14 protein-coding genes are annotated in these 16,886 nt (G+C 70.1%); 13 read left to right on the top strand and 1 reads right to left on the bottom strand.

Annotation, left to right across the window (positions count from 1 at the left end):
* Positions 1-8: 8 nt before the first annotated feature.
* Positions 9-647: a GNAT family N-acetyltransferase gene (locus G4H71_RS00910; RefSeq protein ID WP_072737727.1), complete on the bottom strand. Its 639-nt coding sequence runs from the start codon at positions 645-647 to the stop codon at positions 9-11.
* A gap of 167 nt (positions 648-814) precedes the next feature.
* Here G4H71_RS00910 and G4H71_RS00905 point away from each other — a divergent pair, with 167 nt between their 5' ends.
* From G4H71_RS00905 to murC, 13 genes are all read left to right on the top strand, one after another.
* On the top strand, positions 815-1,294 hold the full coding sequence (locus tag G4H71_RS00905) for an SAV_6107 family HEPN domain-containing protein (RefSeq protein ID WP_072737849.1): 480 nt from the start codon (positions 815-817) through the stop codon (positions 1,292-1,294).
* A gap of 218 nt (positions 1,295-1,512) precedes the next feature.
* The gene (locus tag G4H71_RS00900; RefSeq protein ID WP_072737728.1) at positions 1,513-1,956 is read left to right on the top strand and encodes an SCO2097 family morphological protein; all 444 of its coding nucleotides are present in this window, start codon (positions 1,513-1,515) and stop codon (positions 1,954-1,956) included.
* Positions 1,957-2,492: 536 nt separating this feature from the next.
* The gene (gene mraZ, locus G4H71_RS00895) at positions 2,493-2,924 is read left to right on the top strand and encodes a division/cell wall cluster transcriptional repressor MraZ (RefSeq protein WP_072737850.1); all 432 of its coding nucleotides are present in this window, start codon (positions 2,493-2,495) and stop codon (positions 2,922-2,924) included.
* Between the two features lie 163 nt (positions 2,925-3,087).
* A complete protein-coding gene (gene rsmH / locus G4H71_RS00890; protein WP_072737729.1) occupies positions 3,088-4,116 on the top strand; it encodes a 16S rRNA (cytosine(1402)-N(4))-methyltransferase RsmH in 1,029 nt (342 codons plus the stop codon).
* A complete protein-coding gene (gene ftsL, locus G4H71_RS00885; RefSeq protein WP_083342866.1) occupies positions 4,113-4,919 on the top strand; it encodes a cell division protein FtsL in 807 nt (268 codons plus the stop codon). The genes rsmH and ftsL overlap by 4 nt, the downstream gene beginning before the upstream one ends.
* Before the next feature lie 6 nt (positions 4,920-4,925).
* Positions 4,926-6,791 carry a peptidoglycan D,D-transpeptidase FtsI family protein gene (locus G4H71_RS00880; RefSeq protein ID WP_072737730.1) on the top strand — a complete coding sequence of 622 codons (1,866 nt, stop codon included), beginning with the start codon at positions 4,926-4,928 and terminating at the stop codon, positions 6,789-6,791.
* Between the two features lie 114 nt (positions 6,792-6,905).
* Positions 6,906-8,573: a UDP-N-acetylmuramoyl-L-alanyl-D-glutamate--2,6-diaminopimelate ligase gene (locus tag G4H71_RS00875; RefSeq protein WP_072737731.1), complete on the top strand. Its 1,668-nt coding sequence runs from the start codon at positions 6,906-6,908 to the stop codon at positions 8,571-8,573.
* Entirely contained in the window at positions 8,570-10,087 is a 1,518-nt protein-coding gene (locus G4H71_RS00870) for a UDP-N-acetylmuramoyl-tripeptide--D-alanyl-D-alanine ligase (RefSeq protein ID WP_072737732.1), read from the top strand. Before G4H71_RS00875 ends, G4H71_RS00870 begins: the two co-directional genes overlap by 4 nt.
* Positions 10,084-11,163, top strand: coding sequence for a phospho-N-acetylmuramoyl-pentapeptide-transferase (gene mraY, locus G4H71_RS00865; protein WP_072737733.1), 1,080 nt, complete (start codon positions 10,084-10,086; stop codon positions 11,161-11,163). Before G4H71_RS00870 ends, mraY begins: the two co-directional genes overlap by 4 nt.
* Positions 11,160-12,671, top strand: coding sequence for a UDP-N-acetylmuramoyl-L-alanine--D-glutamate ligase (murD, locus tag G4H71_RS00860; protein ID WP_072737852.1), 1,512 nt, complete (start codon positions 11,160-11,162; stop codon positions 12,669-12,671). The genes mraY and murD overlap by 4 nt, the downstream gene beginning before the upstream one ends.
* A complete protein-coding gene (gene ftsW, locus G4H71_RS00855) occupies positions 12,671-14,194 on the top strand; it encodes a putative lipid II flippase FtsW (RefSeq protein WP_072737734.1) in 1,524 nt (507 codons plus the stop codon). Before murD ends, ftsW begins: the two co-directional genes overlap by 1 nt.
* Entirely contained in the window at positions 14,191-15,339 is a 1,149-nt protein-coding gene (gene murG, locus G4H71_RS00850; RefSeq protein ID WP_072737735.1) for an undecaprenyldiphospho-muramoylpentapeptide beta-N-acetylglucosaminyltransferase, read from the top strand. The genes ftsW and murG overlap by 4 nt, the downstream gene beginning before the upstream one ends.
* A complete protein-coding gene (gene murC, locus G4H71_RS00845; protein ID WP_072737736.1) occupies positions 15,339-16,877 on the top strand; it encodes a UDP-N-acetylmuramate--L-alanine ligase in 1,539 nt (512 codons plus the stop codon). The genes murG and murC overlap by 1 nt, the downstream gene beginning before the upstream one ends.
* Positions 16,878-16,886 lie beyond the last annotated feature (9 nt).

The following is a 16,886-nucleotide window of genomic DNA, read 5'->3' as shown; positions in this document are numbered from 1 at the left end:
CGGTGGGCCTACCGGGGTGCGGCGTCGTCGACGGCCCCCGGCAGCGGGAGACCGCGCCCCAGTACGGCGAACGGGCGGGCGTCGCCCGTGAAGCGGAAGTGGCGCAGGACGTCCTGGAAGCCGAAACGGCGGTACAGCCGCCACGCCCGGTTGTCCTCGCCGCTCACCTCCGGGGTCGAGAGCAGGACGGCCCCTTCGGAACGATCGGCCAGCAGCAGGCGTAGCAGCGCCTCGCCGATCTGCTGCCCCTGTGCGTCGGGGCGCACGTGCAACTCCGTGAGTTCGAAGTAGTCGTCGAGCAGGCCGTGAATCTGGCCCGGGTTCCACCCGGACCGGCGCAATCCGGTGCCGACCTGCTGATACCACCACTGTCGGGGTGCGCCGTGGTAGCCGTAGGCGACGCCCACCAGTTCCCGTGCGGACTCCGTTCCGCGGTTCGCTCCGACATCGAAGGCACCGACGCATCGCCACCCGGGGCGGTGCATGTGCTCGGTCCACATGGGTGCGCGATGGAACTCGGTGCCGCGCGGATAGCCCATGGCCGCGACGTACACCGCCAGAGCCTCGTCGAGATGGCTGCGGAACTCAGCGGGGGAGAGTTCGACGGCGGTGGGGGTCGAGTGAGCGTTGGTAGCGACCGTCCTCACCTTTCTCTTGAGTCGTGTCGGAGGGTGCAGCTATATTGAATATGTCGAACGAGTGTTCGATACCGGTGCTCCGGTGATGCCCGAGGGAAGCGGGCATCACCGGGCGCTCGGGTTCCAGCCGAATCGCTCCCGGCGGCTGCCCGGGGCTTCCGGAGGTGATCGATGTGGTGACCGATCGGACTACTCCTACCCGCGCTACTTCTACCCGCGCTACTCCCACACGCGGTGTCGCGCCCGGTGCGAACGCGCCCACGCCGCGCGCCGCACGAGAGCTGCTGGCGCGTGCGGATCTCCTGCTGTCCGAGTCCATCGGCGCCCACTCGCCCCAGGATCAGTTCCTCGGCGCGTACCTGGCGGCGCTGCGTGGAGCGGGGGCGGTGCTGGCGGCCGTGGAGGGGCCGGGTGGCATGCGGGGGAGTCGCACGCGCAACGCCTGGCTGAGGCTCGCCGGTGCGGCGCCCGAGTTCACGGCCTGGGCGGACCACTTCGCCGGATACTCGGCCACCCGCTCCGCCGTCGAGGCGGGCGGTGCCCGGTCGCTGTCGGGGGAGGAGGCAGACCGATTCTTCGTCGACGTCGGGCGTTTCCTCCACGAGGTGGAGTCCTTCCTCGTCGGGTCCGCGCAGCCGGATCTGCGTGCTTCGTGAGGGCCCGACGGTCCGGGACCGGCCGTCCACTGCGATAATTCCGGTGTGCAGCATTGCTTCCCGGAGCGGTTCCGGGAAAATGTTGTCCAACTCGTACTCCGAGTAGGTGGTACGGGGATCGATGTGCTCGTATTATTAACATCAGGTAGCCGCCAAAGTCGTCTACCCACCGTCTGGACCCCAGATGGTGGCCACCATCCAGTGCCGGGGGAGGTACCGTGCCACTCTCCGAGCACGAGCAGCGCATGCTCGACCAGATCGAGAGCGCTCTCTATGCCGAGGACCCCAAATTTGCCTCCAGTGTGCGAGGCGGTCGCCTGCGGGCGACCTCGAGTAGGCGCCGTCTGCAAGCCGTGGCCTTGTTCGTCCTGGGCCTCGTGCTACTCATCGCCGGCGTCGCCCTTCCGATCAGACTGGGCGGATTCCCGATCCTGAGTCTGTTCGGATTCATCGTCATGTTCGGTGCCGGAGTACTGCTCCTGTGGGGTGGGTCCGGATCGAAGGCCGAGGCGGAGGAGGATCCCGCGGATCCGTCGCCGTCCGGTGGGAAACCGCGCGGTCGCAGCAGCGGCGGCCGAGGCGGAGGAGCCGGGCGCAACAAGGGTGGTGGCTTCTCTTCTCGGATGGAAGACCGCTTCCGCAAACGGTTCGAACAGGAGTAGGCCTCCCCGGCTCCGGTAGCGCCAGCCCGCGCACTCGTCGACTGCAGGCGGCGTGACACTTCGGTGTCACGCCGCCTGCAGTCGTCTGTGCCGACGGTGATCGGTGGTCGTCTTCGCCGACGGTGACCCCGCGAGCACACCGTGCCCCGTGTGCGAGACGAGGAGCGCGGTCACGGTTGCCATCCGGTATCTCCCACTTCTCCCCACTCACGGCCCGAGTGGATTCAAGGGGTGGGGAAGTTCTCTCCGGAATGTCCTCGACCTGCATGTTTCCGCGGTGGCATGGGGGAGCCTGCTCATCGGCCGGTGGATTCGCCATGCCGTGGCAACGATCACGCCAAATTTCTCCCCACCCCTCCCCACCTGCCTTGACCAGCAAGTACCCGGTTAATCGTCGTGATCGCGCCGCAAAACTGCCGAAGTGGTGGGGGAGAGTGGGGTAATGTGGGGCTCGGCGGTGACCGGAAGCGATCCGCTCGAGCACAAGCGTTCGGCGCCGGCACAGGCGTCGAGCCCACCCGGTGGGAGGTGTCGAGATGTTCCTCGGTACCTACACGCCCAAGCTCGACGACAAGGGGCGACTCACGTTGCCGGCAAAGTTTCGGGACGCACTGGCGGGAGGGGTCATGGTCACGAAGAGTCAGGACCACAGCCTGGCCGTGTATCCGCGCGAGGAGTTCGTGGCGCTCGCCCGCAAGGCGGCCGCCGCCTCCCGGAGCGATCCCGAGGCGCGCGCATTCGTCCGCTCGCTGGCCGCCGGAACGGACGAGCAGTTTCCCGATGCCCAGGGGCGCATCACCCTCTCGGCAGAACACCGCAGGTACGCGAGCCTCGCCAAGAACTGTGTGGTCACCGGGTCGGTCGACTTCCTCGAGATCTGGGATCTCGACGCCTGGGAGAACTACGTGGCCGAGAACGAGGAGAACTACTCGCAGGCGACCGGAGCCGGGATCGGCGACATCGTCTGACCCTGCGAGTGTCACGAGGCCTCTGCCCGAACGGACCCTGACGCACTTCCCCAGCGCCAGGTTCCCTCGGACAGGGACCTCGGGACATTCGCCCCGTCACCGGCCATCCACTCCCGACCACCAACCAGCCGATCCGAAGACCACGAGCCGAACCGGAGGAGTCATGGTGGACGACGAGGTGAACACCCCCTCGCCTTCCGGCGACCAGCCCTCCGGGGACTTCGGCCATGTTCCGGTGATGTTGACCCGGGCCGACGAGTTGCTCGGGCCCGCAGTCGTCCGCGACGGCGAGGCCGGAGACGGTGCGGTCTTCGTCGACGGAACGCTCGGCCTCGGTGGTCATTCCGAACACTTCCTGAGCACCTACCCGCGGCTGCGCCTGATCGGTCTGGACCGAGACCCGAAGGCCCTCGCCATCGCGGGCGAGCGGCTGGGGCGCTTCGGCGACCGGGTCACGCTGGTGCGCACCCGCTACGACGGGATCGCCGAGGCGCTCGAGGGCGCAGGGCTCGCGCGCACCGAGTCGGTGTCCGCCATCCTGTTCGACCTCGGTGTCTCGTCGATGCAGCTCGACGAGGCGGACCGCGGGTTCGCGTACTCGGTGGACGCGCCGCTGGACATGCGGATGGACCCGACCGGGGGCATCACCGCCGCGGATGTGCTCAACACCTACGGTCACGGAGATCTGGCGCGAATCCTCAAGACCTACGGCGAGGAGCGATTCGCCGGAAAGATCGCCTCGGAGATCATCCGGCAACGTGAGCGCGCGCCGTTCTCGACCAGCGCCGAACTGGTCGAGTTGCTGTATCGGGCGATCCCGGCGGCGACTCGCCGTACCGGCGGGCACCCGGCCAAGCGCACGTTCCAGGCGTTGCGTATCGAGGTCAACTCCGAACTCGATTCGCTGCGTGCGGCGGTCCCGGCTGCTCTCGACGCCCTCGAGGTGGGAGGACGGGCCGTGTTCATGTCGTACCAGTCACTGGAAGACCGCGTCGTCAAGGCAGAGATCACCCCGCGAACCAAGTCGCGCAGCCCCGAGGGGCTGCCGGTCGAGTTGCCGGGGACGGGTCCGGAGTTCCGGCTGCTGACCCGGGGCGCCGAACGAGCGTCCGAGCAGGAAACAGAGGAGAACCCACGATCGGCGCCGGTACGGGTACGGGCCGTCGAGAGAATCGCCAGGAGGGCGGCATGACTGTAGAGGTGCGTTCGACCGTGACGCGTCCGACCCGCGAGCGTCGGTCGGGAGCTGCCGCTCGGGCGTACCAGAAGCGGTCGCAGCGAGCCGCGTCACGGGCCGGTGCCGCCGTCCCCGAGGCGGCCGGTGGTGCGTCCGTGCGCCGCCGTGCGGGGTCGGTGGCCGCCCGGATCCCGTTCGTGGCGACCATCATCGGCCTGCTGTCGCTGGGCTTGGCGGTGACCCTGTTGCTCACCACCCGCGCCGCCGAGGATTCGTACCTGCTGAGCAGTGCGCGGGCGCACAACCAGTCGCTGACCGAGCAGAAGTCCGCTCTCGAACGTGACGTGCAGACGGCGAACTCCGCACCCCGACTCGCGGAGGAAGCGGCCGCGCTCGGGTTGGTTCCCGCGACCGATCCCGCTCGCCTCGTCGTCCATCCCGACGGCACCGTCGAGGTGGTCGGCACACCGAAGCCGGCCGACGGGACCCCGGTTCCTCCGCTGGACCGGCGTCCGGCCGCGACCGATCCGACCAGGCCCGGTGCCGAACGGCAGGCACCGGCGGCCGGCCCGAACTCGTCGACGCACGAGGAACTGCAGCGGGTGACGCCGCGGCCGCAGGACCGCGCCGAGACCCCCGGCCGGGACGACACCGAACGCAGCGCAGCGGGGATGAGCCCGGTGCCGGCACCCGCCGCGCAGCCGCCGGCTGCCGGGGAGCCCGCCACGCCGCGTCCCGGGAATGTTCCACCTGCGGAGGTGAGCGGTGAACAATTGGTTCCCGTGACGAACGAGACCTCGCCGCCAGCCGGACAGTAGCCGCCCGTGGTTCGCCAACCTCCGCTCCGCCGCCCGGCGAGCCGGCCCCGCCGTCCTGCCGACGGCGGCGCCGCCTCGTTCCCGTTCCGGAACCGGATAGCCCGCATCGTCATGATCGTCGCGCTGATCCTCGCTGCCGGGAAGTTGTTCCACATCCAGGCGATCGATGCACCGCGCCTGTCCGCGGAGGCGGCCGGCCAGCGGACCACGACGATGGTCGATCCGGCCTTGCGTGGGCCGATCGTCGACCGTGAGGGTCGACCGATCGCGTTCACGATGGAGGCGAAGGCCCTCACGTTCCAACCCGTGCGGGTGCGCAAGGAACTCGAGGAGGCCCGCGCCGAGGACCCGGACGAGCCGGAGGTCGACGAGCGGCTCGAGGAGATCGCGGAGGCGATCCACGATGCGCTCGGCGATGCGGCGCCGGAGAAGGACCTGCTCGAGAAGTTGAAGAGCGACGACACGTTCGTCTATCTCGCGCGCAACGTCGAGCCGGTGATCGCCTCGGCGATCGGGGACGAGTTCCGCGAGGTCGGTCTCGAGCGGCAGGACGTGCGGCAGTACCCGGGAGGTTCTCTCGCGGCGAACCTGGTCGGCGCCACCGGGTGGGACGGTCACGGCCTGCTCGGGCTCGAGGACGCACTCGATTCGACGCTCGCGGGCACGGACGGCTCGCAGACGTACGACCGCGGGTCGGACGGGGCGATCATCCCGGGCAGCTGGCGGGACAAGCAGCCGGCCGTGGACGGGTCCGGGGTGGAGCTCACGATCGACAGCGATCTCCAGTACTACGTCCAGCAGCAGGTTCAGCTGGCGAAGGACCGGTCCGGCGCGGAGGACGCGTCGGCCGTCGTGCTCGACGCCCGTTCCGGTGAGGTGCTGGCGATGTCGAACGACGGTACGTTCAATCCGGCGATCGGGGTGGGCAACAACCCCCGCGATGCCGAGATGGGGAACCTCGCGGTGAGCACCCCGTTCGAGCCGGGTTCGGTGAACAAGATCATCACGGCGGCGGCGGCGATCGAGTACGGGCTGACCTCCCCGGACGAGGTGCTCCAGGTCCCGGGCACGATCCAGATGTCGGGTGTGACCGTCAAGGACGCCTGGGACCACGGTGTCGTGCCGTACACCACGACGGGCATTTTCGGGAAGTCGTCCAACGTCGGCACCCTCATGCTCGCCGAGCGCGTGGGCGAGGACAGGTACGCGGACATGCTGAGCCGTTTCGGGCTCGGCCAGCGTGCCGAGGTCGGGCTTCCCGGCGAGAGTGCGGGCAGTGTTCCTCCCCGTGACCAGTGGTCGGGGGGAACGTTCGCGAACCTCCCGATCGGCCAGGGCCTGTCGATGACGTTGCTCCAGATGACCGGGATCTACCAGGCCGTTGCCAACGACGGACTGCGGGTTCCGCCGCGGATCGTGCGGGCCACCGTGGACGCGGACGGCACTCGCACCGAGACGGAACGGCCGGAACCGGTCGAGGTCGTGAGCGAGCAGACGGCATCGACGGTGCGGGACATGTTCCGGTCGGTGACCCAGAACGATCCGACGGGGGTACAGCAGGGGACCGGTGCGGCAGCCGGGATCGAGGGGTACCAGATCAGTGGCAAGACGGGCACCGCGCAGCAGGTGGATCCGGCGTGCCGGTGCTACTCCAACTCCCGCTACTGGATCACCTTCGCCGGGATCGCCCCCTCGGACGATCCCCGGTACGTGATCGGCATCATGCTCAATGCGCCGTCGCGGAGTTCGGACGGTTCCGGCGGGCAGTCCGCGGCGCCACTGTTCCACGACATCGCGTCGTGGCTGCTCCAACGGGACAGCGTGCCGATGTCGCCTGATCCGGGTAGCAGGCTGGTGCTGCAAGCAGACTGATCAGATTGTCGTGGGTTCCCGATCGACCTGGCAGAGGTGGGATCGGGAGCGGGTAACCTGACATCCGCCGCGCGCGGAACCCGCGCGGAACCACTGTGATCGCGCCCCCGCGCGATGTCCGAATCGATTTCGAGCCGAGAGGAGCCGGTGCACGTGCCGTCGAGTTCGCAGCCGTCGTCCACAGGTACCCCCGCCTCGGGGCTTCGGCCCGAGAACGTGGTCCGTACCCGACTGACGGACCTCGCCCGACTCGTCGCCGGACGCATCGAGTTCGCCGGGCCGGCCGGTGCCGAGCGCACCGAGGTGTCGGTCACCGGGATCGATCTGCGAGCGCAGGACATCCTCGCGGGGGATCTGTTCGCGGCACTGCCCGGCACGCGCGCCCACGGCGCCGAGTTCGCGGCGCAGGCGCTCGACCGCGGTGCGGTCGCCGTTCTCACCGACGCGGACGGATTCGACCTGGTGGCCCGGGCGAATCCGGAACGGACCGTGCCCGTGCTCGTCCACCCCTCCCCGCGGCAGGTGCTCGGCGAGGTGTCGGCGACGGTATACGGGCACCCTTCCGAGAAGATGCAGGTCGTGGGGATCACCGGCACGTCCGGGAAGACGACGACGTCGTACCTGGTGGAGGCCGCGCTCGACGCCGGTGGCCGACATCCTGCCCTCGTCGGCACCATCGAGACCCGCATCCGGGGCCGTCGGGTCCCGAGCGCGCTGACCACTCCCGAGGCGCCGCAGCTGCATGCGCTGTTCGCGGTGATGGTCGAACAGGGCATCGACACGGTGGTGATGGAGGTGTCCAGCCACGCCCTCGCGCTGGGCCGCGTGGACGGGGTGCGTTTCGACATCGGGGCGTTCACGAACCTGTCCCAGGACCACCTGGACTTCCACAAGGATCTCGACGACTACTTCGCCGCCAAGGCGCGGCTCTTCGACGGGGCGTCCTCGGTCCGCGCCGACACCGCAGTCGTCTGCATCGACGACGTGTGGGGTGAACGGATGACGAAGGTCGCCCGGGACGGCGGGGAGAAGGTGGTGACCGTGGCGACCCACGAGGACCACCGGGCGGATGGCTCCACGGGATGGACGGCAGGCCCGTCGCGGCCGTTGCCGTCCGGTACCCAGAGCTTCGATCTCACCGGCCCCGACGGTGCCTCCCACCACGCTGTCGTCCAGCTGCCCGGCCGCTACAACGTCGCGAACGCGAGCCTGGCCGTGGCCGCGGCGGTGGTGCTGGGTGTGGACGTCGAGAACGCCGTCCGAGGCATCGCCGAAGTCGACGTGCCCGGCCGGGTCCAGCGCATCGAGCGGGGGCAGAGCTTCCTCGCGGTGGTCGACTACGCACACAAGCCCGCTGCGATCGAGGCGGTCATCTCGACACTGCGCGGCCAGGCCGCCGGCCGGGTTGCGATCGTGGTCGGTGCCGGCGGAGACCGCGATACCGGCAAACGCGCCCTGATGGGGGCGGCTGCCGCGCGCGGTGCCGACCTGGTGGTCGTCACCGACGACAATCCGCGGAGCGAGGATCCGGCCGCGATCCGGTCGGCGGTGCTGGCCGGGACGAGGGACATTCCGGGAGCGGAGCGCGCCGAGGTGCGTGAGGTGGGCGACCGGGCGCAGGCGATCGCGGACGCGGTGGCGTGGGCAAAAGCCGGGGACGTCGTACTCGTCGCCGGTAAGGGACATGAAATCGGTCAGGAGATTGACGGGGTGAAGCACCCATTCGACGATCGGGATGTGATGAGCGCGGCGATAGACCGCCTGGTGGGAGGCGGCGAATGATCCCGATGACGCTCGCGCGGATCGCGGAGGTCGTCGGTGGCCGGCTGAGCGAGGTGCCCGATCCCGACGCCGAGGTCACCGCCACCGTGGAGTTCGACTCGCGCAAGGTCACGGCCGGTGGGCTGTTCGTCGCGCTGCCGGGTGCGCGGGTGGACGGCCATGCCCATGCCGCTGCCGCGGTCGCCTCGGGCGCAGTCGCGGTCCTCGCGGCGCGTCCGGTGGGCGTGCCCGCCGTCGTGGTGGACCCGGTGCCTGTCGCCGAGCCCAGCCGGGCGATGGCCCTCGAGCACGATCGGGACGGTTCCGGTGCTGCCGTGCTGGCCGCTCTCGGAGCGCTCGCACGCGCCGTCGTCGACGAGTTGACGGCAACCGGTCTCACCGTCGTCGGAGTTACCGGATCGGCGGGTAAGACATCGACGAAGGACCTCCTCGCCGCGGTGCTCGCGCCGCTGGGGCCGGTCGTCGCGCCCCCCGGTTCCTTCAACAACGAACTGGGGCATCCGTGGACGGCACTGCGGGCCGATGCCGCGACACGGTCCCTGGTGCTCGAGATGTCGGCACGGGGGCGCGGGGACATCGCGGCCCTGGCCGCGGTCGCTCCGCCCCGGATCGGGGTGGTGCTCAACGTGGGTACGGCCCATCTCGGTGAGTTCGGATCCCGAGACGCGATCGCGATCGCGAAGGGCGAATTGGTGGAAGCGCTCCCGACGGCCGACGCCGGGGGAGTGGCGGTACTCAACGCCGACGACCCGCTGGTGGCCGCGATGGCGTCCCGGACCCGCGCCCGGGTGGTGGCCGTCGGTCGATCCTCCGCCGCGCAGATCCGGGCGTCGGACGTGACGCTGGACGCCGCGGCACGGGCCAGGTTCACACTGCACACGCCGGTCGGATCCCGCCCGGTGGCGCTGTCCGTGCACGGCGAGCACCAGGTCGGCAACGCCCTGGCCGCGGTCGCCGTCGCGCTCGAGCGCGGGGTGGATCTGGACACCGCCGTCGCGGCGCTCGGCGCGGCCGAATCGGTCTCGGCGCGGCGGATGGAGGTGCGCGAACGAGCCGACGGCATCACCGTCGTCAACGACTCCTACAACGCCAATCCCGACTCGATGCGCGCCGGGCTCAAGGCACTCGTGTCGATGGCCAAGTCCGGTCGTGACGGTGAGCGGCGCAGCTGGGCAGTGCTGGGCGAGATGGCCGAGCTGGGGCCCGAGGCCGTCGTCGAGCACGACGCCATCGGCCGCTTCGCCGTCCGGCTGGACGTGAGCCGCCTCATCGTCGTCGGCACCGGCCGCACGGCTCGGGCGATGCACCAGGGTGCCGTGATGGAAGGTTCGTGGGGTGAGGAGTCGATGCTGGTTCCCGACGCGGCTGCTGCCGCGGCCGTTCTGGAATCGGAACTCGCACCCGGGGACGTCGTGTTCGTGAAGGCTTCACAGGCAGTGGGGCTGTGGCAGGTCGCGGACGCGGTGCTCGCACTGGAGTCGCGTGTGGACGCGGGAGCGGGGGATACGCAGTGAGACAGATTCTGTTCGCGGCGGGTATCGCCCTGGCCGTCTCGATCCTGCTGACACCCCTGCTCATCAAGGCGTTCTCCCGGCAGGGTTTCGGGCAGGAGATCCGCGTCGAGGGTCCGGCGAGCCACCAGTCCAAGCGGGGCACACCGACGATGGGTGGCGTTGCGATCCTCGCCGGCCTGTGGGCGGGATACTTCGGCTCCCATCTGATCGGGATCGGCTACGACGCGGAGGGGCCGTCGGCATCTGGTCTGCTCGTCCTCGGGCTCGCCACCTCGCTCGGTGTCGTCGGTTTCCTCGACGACTTCATCAAGATCCGCAAGCAACGCAATCTCGGTCTGAACGCGACCGGCAAGTATGTCGGCCAGGTCGTGAGCGCCGTCATCTTCGGCATCCTGGCGCTGCAGTTCCGGGGCGGTAACGATCTCACGCCCGGCAGCCTGCACCTGTCGTACGTCCGCGACATCGCGACCGTCACGGTCAGTGCCCTCGTGTTCGTCCTGTTCTGCTGCCTGCTGATCATCGCCTGGTCCAATGCGGTCAACCTGACCGACGGTCTCGACGGCCTCGCGGCGGGCTCGATGAGCCTCGTGCTGGGTGCCTACGTCATCATCACCTTCTGGCAGTACCGCAACGCCTGCGAGACGTCGCCGGGGAAGGGCTGCTACGACGTCCGCGACCCACTCGATCTCGCACTGATCTGCGCGGCCGGCGCCGGTGCGTGTATCGGATTCCTCTGGTGGAACGCGGCACCGGCGAAGATCTTCATGGGGGACACCGGCTCCCTGGCTCTCGGCGGAATGCTCGCCGGGCTGTCGGTCACGACCCGGACCGAGCTGCTCATGGTCGTCATCGGTGCGCTGTTCGTGGCCGAGGCGGCATCGGTGGTGATCCAGGTCGCCGTGTTCCGTTCCAGCCGCAGGCGAGTGTTCCGGATGGCGCCGTTCCATCACCACTTCGAACTCGCCGGGTGGGCGGAAACCACGGTCATCATCAGATTCTGGTTGCTCGCGGCCATCGCCTCCGCGATCGGTCTGGCGCTGTTCTACAGCGAGTACCTCGGCGCGATCGGAGGCTGACGGACGTGGACGATCTCGGAAGGTTGCGTGGCCGCCGCGTGCTGGTCGCGGGCGCCGGGGTCTCCGGCCGTGCGGTGACCGGACCGCTGGCCGACCTCGGTGCGGAGGTCACGGTCACCGACTCCCGCCCGGAGTCACTGGCCCGTTCGGCGGCCGACGGGGTCGCGACGATCCCGGTCGAGCATCTGTTGGCCGACCGGGGCGAGATCGCCGAGTTCGCCCTCGTGGTCACGAGCCCCGGATTCCGGCCCGATGCTCCGTTGCTCGCGGCCGCCGCGGGGGCCGGTGTGCCGATCTGGGGCGACATCGAGTTGACCTGGCGGATCGACCGCGCCGAGATCTACGGTCCGGCACGCAGGTGGCTGGTGGTGACCGGGACGAACGGCAAGACCACGACCACGTCGATGCTCGAGGCGATTCTCGTCGCCGCGGGCATCCCTGCGGCCGCGTGCGGCAACATCGGCCTGCCCGTGATCGACGCTCTGCGCACGACTCCTCGCGTCGAGGTACTCGCCGTCGAACTGTCGTCGTTCCAGCTGTTCTGGGCCCCCTCGGTGCGCCCGGACGCGGGCGCCGTCCTCAACATCGCCGAGGACCACCTGGACTGGCACGGTGGGATGCAGGGGTATATCGACGCCAAGGCCCGGGCGCTGACGGGACGGGTGGCCGTCGTCGGTCTCGACGACCCGGAGGCGGCGAGGCTGGGCCGCGCATCCGCCGCGGAGGTCACCGTGGGGTTCCGGCTCGGCGAACCGGAGCACGGTGAGTTCGGGATCGTGGCGGGGGCTCTGGTCGACCGGGCCTTCGCCGATGTCGAGGTTCTGGCGCCCGCAGCGGGCATCACGCCGCCCGGCGAGGCCGGGTTGCTCGATGCGCTCGCCGCCGCGGCGCTCGCGCGCGCAGCCGGCGTGGCGCCGGAGGCGGTGGCGGACGGGCTCGCGGGACATCGGGTGGGCCCGCATCGGGGCGCCGTCGTCGAGGAGGTCGACGAGGTGCGGTACGTCGACGACTCCAAGGCGACCAATCCGCATGCCGCACGTTCCTCGCTGCTCGCGCACTCCCGGATCGTCTGGGTCGCCGGTGGCCTGCTCAAGGGCGCGCGGGTCGAGGAGCTGGTGATCGAGATCGCACCACGCCTGGCCGGGGCCGTGCTGATCGGTGAGGATGCCGGTGTGATCGCCGAAGCACTCGCGCGACACGCCCCCGAGGTTCCCGTCGTCCGGGTGGAAACGGGAGACGATGCTGGAGTGACCCCCGGCGAGCAGACTCAGGTGGATCGCGTGGTCCTGCCCGGGTCCACGCCTGCCGATGCCGTCATGGCCGTCGCGGTGGACCGGGCGAGCCGCCTCGCGGAAGCCGGAACCGCGGTGGTGCTCGCGCCCGCGGCAGCGTCGCTGGACATGTTCGACAGCTACGGCCACCGAGGGCGTAGTTTCGCCGCCGCGGTCGCCGGCCTCCCCGGCCGGAGCCGTGGCCGGGCGCAGACGGACCCGCCCGGGACCCCGTGATGGCAGCACCGTCCCGGGCACCGAGGACCCGGATCGGCACCTGGCTGGCGCGTCCGCTCGCCTCGTTCCACCTGATCGTCACGATCGCCTTCCTGCTCACGGTGCTGGGCCTGGTCATGGTGTTGTCCTCGTCGAGTGTCGAGTCCTACGCCAACGACGGTTCGGCCTACGCTCTGTTCCTGCCCCAGCTGATGTACGCGGTCCTCGGTGCGGTGTTCTTCTACATCGCGCTGTGCATACCGATCCGGGTTCTGCGCAAATGGTCGTTCCCCGCGTTCGCCGCCTGCATGGTGCTCCTGGCTCTGGTGCTCATCCCGGGCGTCGGCAACGTGGCCCAGGGTTCGCGGCGCTGGCTGGTCCTGGGCCCGTTCTCGGTCCAGCCGTCCGAGCTGATCAAGGTCGCACTCGCGCTGTGGGGCGCGCATCTGCTCGCCTCCCGGCGTCGGGAAGGGCGGGGCTCGCTCAAGGAGATCCTGGTACCGCTGGTGCCGGCCGGCCTGCTCGCCTGCGTCATGGTGGTGCTCCAGCCGAACCTGAGTACCACCATCGCGCTCGGCATCATCCTGGGAGCACTGCTCTGGTACGGCGGTCTTCCGCTCAAGGTATTCGGGTCCATCGTCGTCGGTGGCGTCGTCGCGGCGGGTGTCCTGGCGGTGTCCGCCGGCTACCGCTCCAACCGGGTGCGCGCATTCTTCAATCCGGGTGAGGATCCGCAGGGCATCAACTATCAGGCGAGGCAGGCGGCATTCTCCCTGGCCGACGGTGGTTTCCTCGGTCGGGGGCTCGGTCAGAGCCGCGCCAAGTGGAGCTATCTGCCCAATGCCCACAACGACTTCATCTTCGCGATCATCGGGGAGGAACTCGGTTTCCTGGGCTGCCTGGCGGTCCTCGGATTGTTCGGCCTGTTCGTCTACACCGGACTGCGGATCGCGGCGCGATCGGTCGACCCGTTCCTGCGGTTGCTCACCGCGACCGCGACCACCTGGATCCTCGGCCAGGCCATGATCAACATCGGATACGTGATCGGGCTGCTCCCGGTGACGGGTCTACAGTTGCCCCTGGTCTCGGCGGGCGGGTCGTCCCTGGCGATCACGTTGTTCATGTTCGGTGTGCTGGCGAATGCGGCACGGCACGAACCCGAGGCCATCGCCGCACTGCATGCCGGGCAGGACGGCCGGATCAGCAAGATGCTCCGATTGCGGAAGCCCGAGCCGTACGCGCCGGTGTCCCCGTCCTCGACCCGGGCGGTCGCGGTGCGCCGGGCCCAGGAGCGCAGCCGCTCCGGCCGAGGAGCGGCGGGAGCGCCCGTGTCGTACCGCAGTGCGCAGGGGCGCGACGGTCGCGAGGGGGACCGGGCCAGGGACAGGGACCGCCGCGCCGCCGACCCCGGCCGTTCGCGCGATCGCCGGGCGAACGAGGGCCGGGCGACCGGATCCGGCCGAGGCGCGGATAATCGACGGGCACGCGGCGATCGCCGTGCACATGGAGAACGACGAGCGGGAGAGCGAGGAAATCGTAGGTGAGCGGCACGAGGTCTGCCCTGTCGGTGATCGTGGCCGGGGGTGGTACTGCCGGTCACATCGAACCGGCCATGGCGGTGGCGGACGCGATCACCGCGCTCGATCCGACGGCACGGGTCACCGCGCTCGGTACCGAACGCGGACTCGAGACCACCCTGGTACCGGACCGTGGCTATCGGTTGGCGCTGATTCCGCCCGTCCCGCTTCCCCGCAAGCTCACGGCGGATCTGCTGCGGCTCCCCGGCCGGGTGCGGTCCTCGGTGCGTGCCACTCGCGCGGTGATCGACGAGACGGACGCCGACGTCGTCGTCGGTTTCGGTGGTTACGTGGCCCTGCCCGCCTATCTGGCCGCCGGCCGGGGCGTGCTCCGGCGCCGTAGGCGGGTCCCCGTCGTGGTACACGAGGCCAACGCGAGCGCGGGGATCGCCAACAAGATCGGTGCGCGCCTGGCGACGAAGGTCCTCGCGGCAGTGCCCGGATCCGGAGTGCACGCGAAGGGGGCAGCGGACGCCGAGATCGTGGGGATTCCGGTGCGTTCGTCGATCACGGGCCTCGACCGTGGCGCACTGCGGAGCGAGGCGCGCGCGTTCTTCGGGCTTCCCGAGGACGGGCCGGTGCTGCTCGTGTTCGGTGGGTCTCAGGGCGCCCGGACCTTGAACGACGCCGTGTCCGGGGCAGCGGCCGCGCTGGCCGGCGCCGGGGTCGCGGTGCTGCACGCGCACGGGCCGAAGAACACGCTCGATCTCGCCGCGACGGACGGCCCGCCGTATGTCGCGGTGCCGTACCTGAACCGGATGGACCTCGCGTACGCGGCGGCCGACGCGGTCGTCTGCCGATCCGGCGCGATGACGGTCGCCGAGGTATCGGCGGTGGGGCTGCCGGCGGTGTACGTCCCGCTGCCGCACGGCAACGGAGAACAGGAACTCAACGCCCGCCCGGTGGTCGAGGCCGGAGGTGGGATACTCGTCTCCGACGATGCGCTCACGCCGGAATTCGTCGAGTCCACCGTGGTCCCGCTCCTGCGGGATCGGGAACGGCTCGAGGAGATGTCGCAGCGGGCTGCCGGTGCCGGTCACCGCGACGCGGCGGACACCGTGGCCCGGATCGTGCTCGACGTCGCCGGTCGCTCGCAGGCAGGGGAGAAGTGATGACGTCCTCGGAGGACGAGTTCCAGTTGCCCGCAGAACTCGCACGGGTCCACATGGTCGGTATCGGCGGCGCCGGTATGTCCGGAATCGCCCGTATCCTGCTCGCCCGCGGCGGCCAGGTGTCCGGGTCGGACGCCAAGGACAGCCGGGCCGTGCTCGCCCTGCGTGCGCGGGGTGCCGTCGTCCGCGTCGGCCACGATGCCGATGCTCTGGACCTCCTCGACGGTGGCCCCACCGTCGTGGTCACCACGCATGCCGCCATCCCGCAGGACAATCCGGAACTCGTCGAGGCTCGCCGGCGGGGGATACCGGTGCTGCTGCGGCCCGCCGTGCTCGCCTCGCTCATGCACGGGCACCGCACGCTGCTCGTCTCCGGGACGCACGGCAAGACCTCGACGACGTCGATGCTGGTGGTGTCGTTGCAGCACTGCGGGTTCGATCCTTCCTTCGCCGTGGGCGGCGAGCTGAACGAAGCCGGGACCAACGCCCACCACGGCAGTGGTGACGTCTTCGTCGCGGAGGCGGACGAGAGCGACGGCTCGCTGCTGCAGTACGACCCCGACGTCGTCGTCGTGACCAACATCGAGGCGGATCACCTGGATCACTTCGGTTCCGCCGAGGCGTACGTCCAGGTCTTCGACGACTTCGCCGATCGTCTGCCCGAAGGCGGGCTGCTCGTCGCCTGTATCGACGATCCGGGCTCGGCGGACCTCGCGGCGCGAGTGGTGCGCCGGCGTCCGGACGTGCGCGTTCTCGGGTACGGCGGCGCGGCGCTCGCCGGTGAGGACGCTCAGCCCGAGTCGACGGCTGCGCTGTTCGAGCCGGTGGACGGCGTCGAGATCGGGGCCCGGCTCCTGGATTTCGAGGCCAGGGACATCGGTGGCGTGATGCGACTGCACGTCGTCGGCGAGGACACGGCACGGACCGTCCGGATGGGTGTCCCCGGCCGGCACATGGCACTCAACGCGGTGGGGGCGTTGCTCGCCGCCCGTGAGGTCGGCGCGGACGTCACCGAGATCCTCGAGGGGATCGCCGGGTTCGGGGGTGTCCATCGGCGGTTCCAGTTCACCGGCCGCGAGCACGGGGTACGGGTCTTCGACGACTATGCGCACCATCCGACGGAGGTGCGGGCCGTGCTCGGTGCCGCCGCCGATCTGGTGCGGCCGTCCGCGGACGCGGATGCGGACACCGAGCCCGGCCGCGTCGTGGTGGTTTTCCAGCCCCACCTGTACTCGCGGACCGCGGCGTTCGCCGAGGAGTTCGGGCAGGCGCTCGACCTGGCGGACGAGGTGGTGGTTCTCGACGTCTACGGTGCCCGGGAGGAACCGCTGCCCGGAGTCAGTGGCGCGCTGGTGGCGCAGGCGGTCTCGAAACCGGTGTACTACCAGCCGGATCTGTCCCAGGCGCCCAAGCAGGTGGCGTCCCTCGCGCGACCCGGCGATGTCGTCATCACCATGGGAGCGGGTGACGTGACGATGCTCGGCAACCAGATCCTGGGGGCCCTCGCCGCCGCACCACACCACAAGTCACCGCGATGAACCGGCGCC

The organism is Rhodococcus triatomae (assembly GCF_014217785.1).
Classification (GTDB): Bacteria; Actinomycetota; Actinomycetes; order Mycobacteriales; family Mycobacteriaceae; genus Rhodococcus_F; species Rhodococcus_F triatomae.
This window is presented reverse-complemented; position numbering and strand designations above follow the sequence as displayed.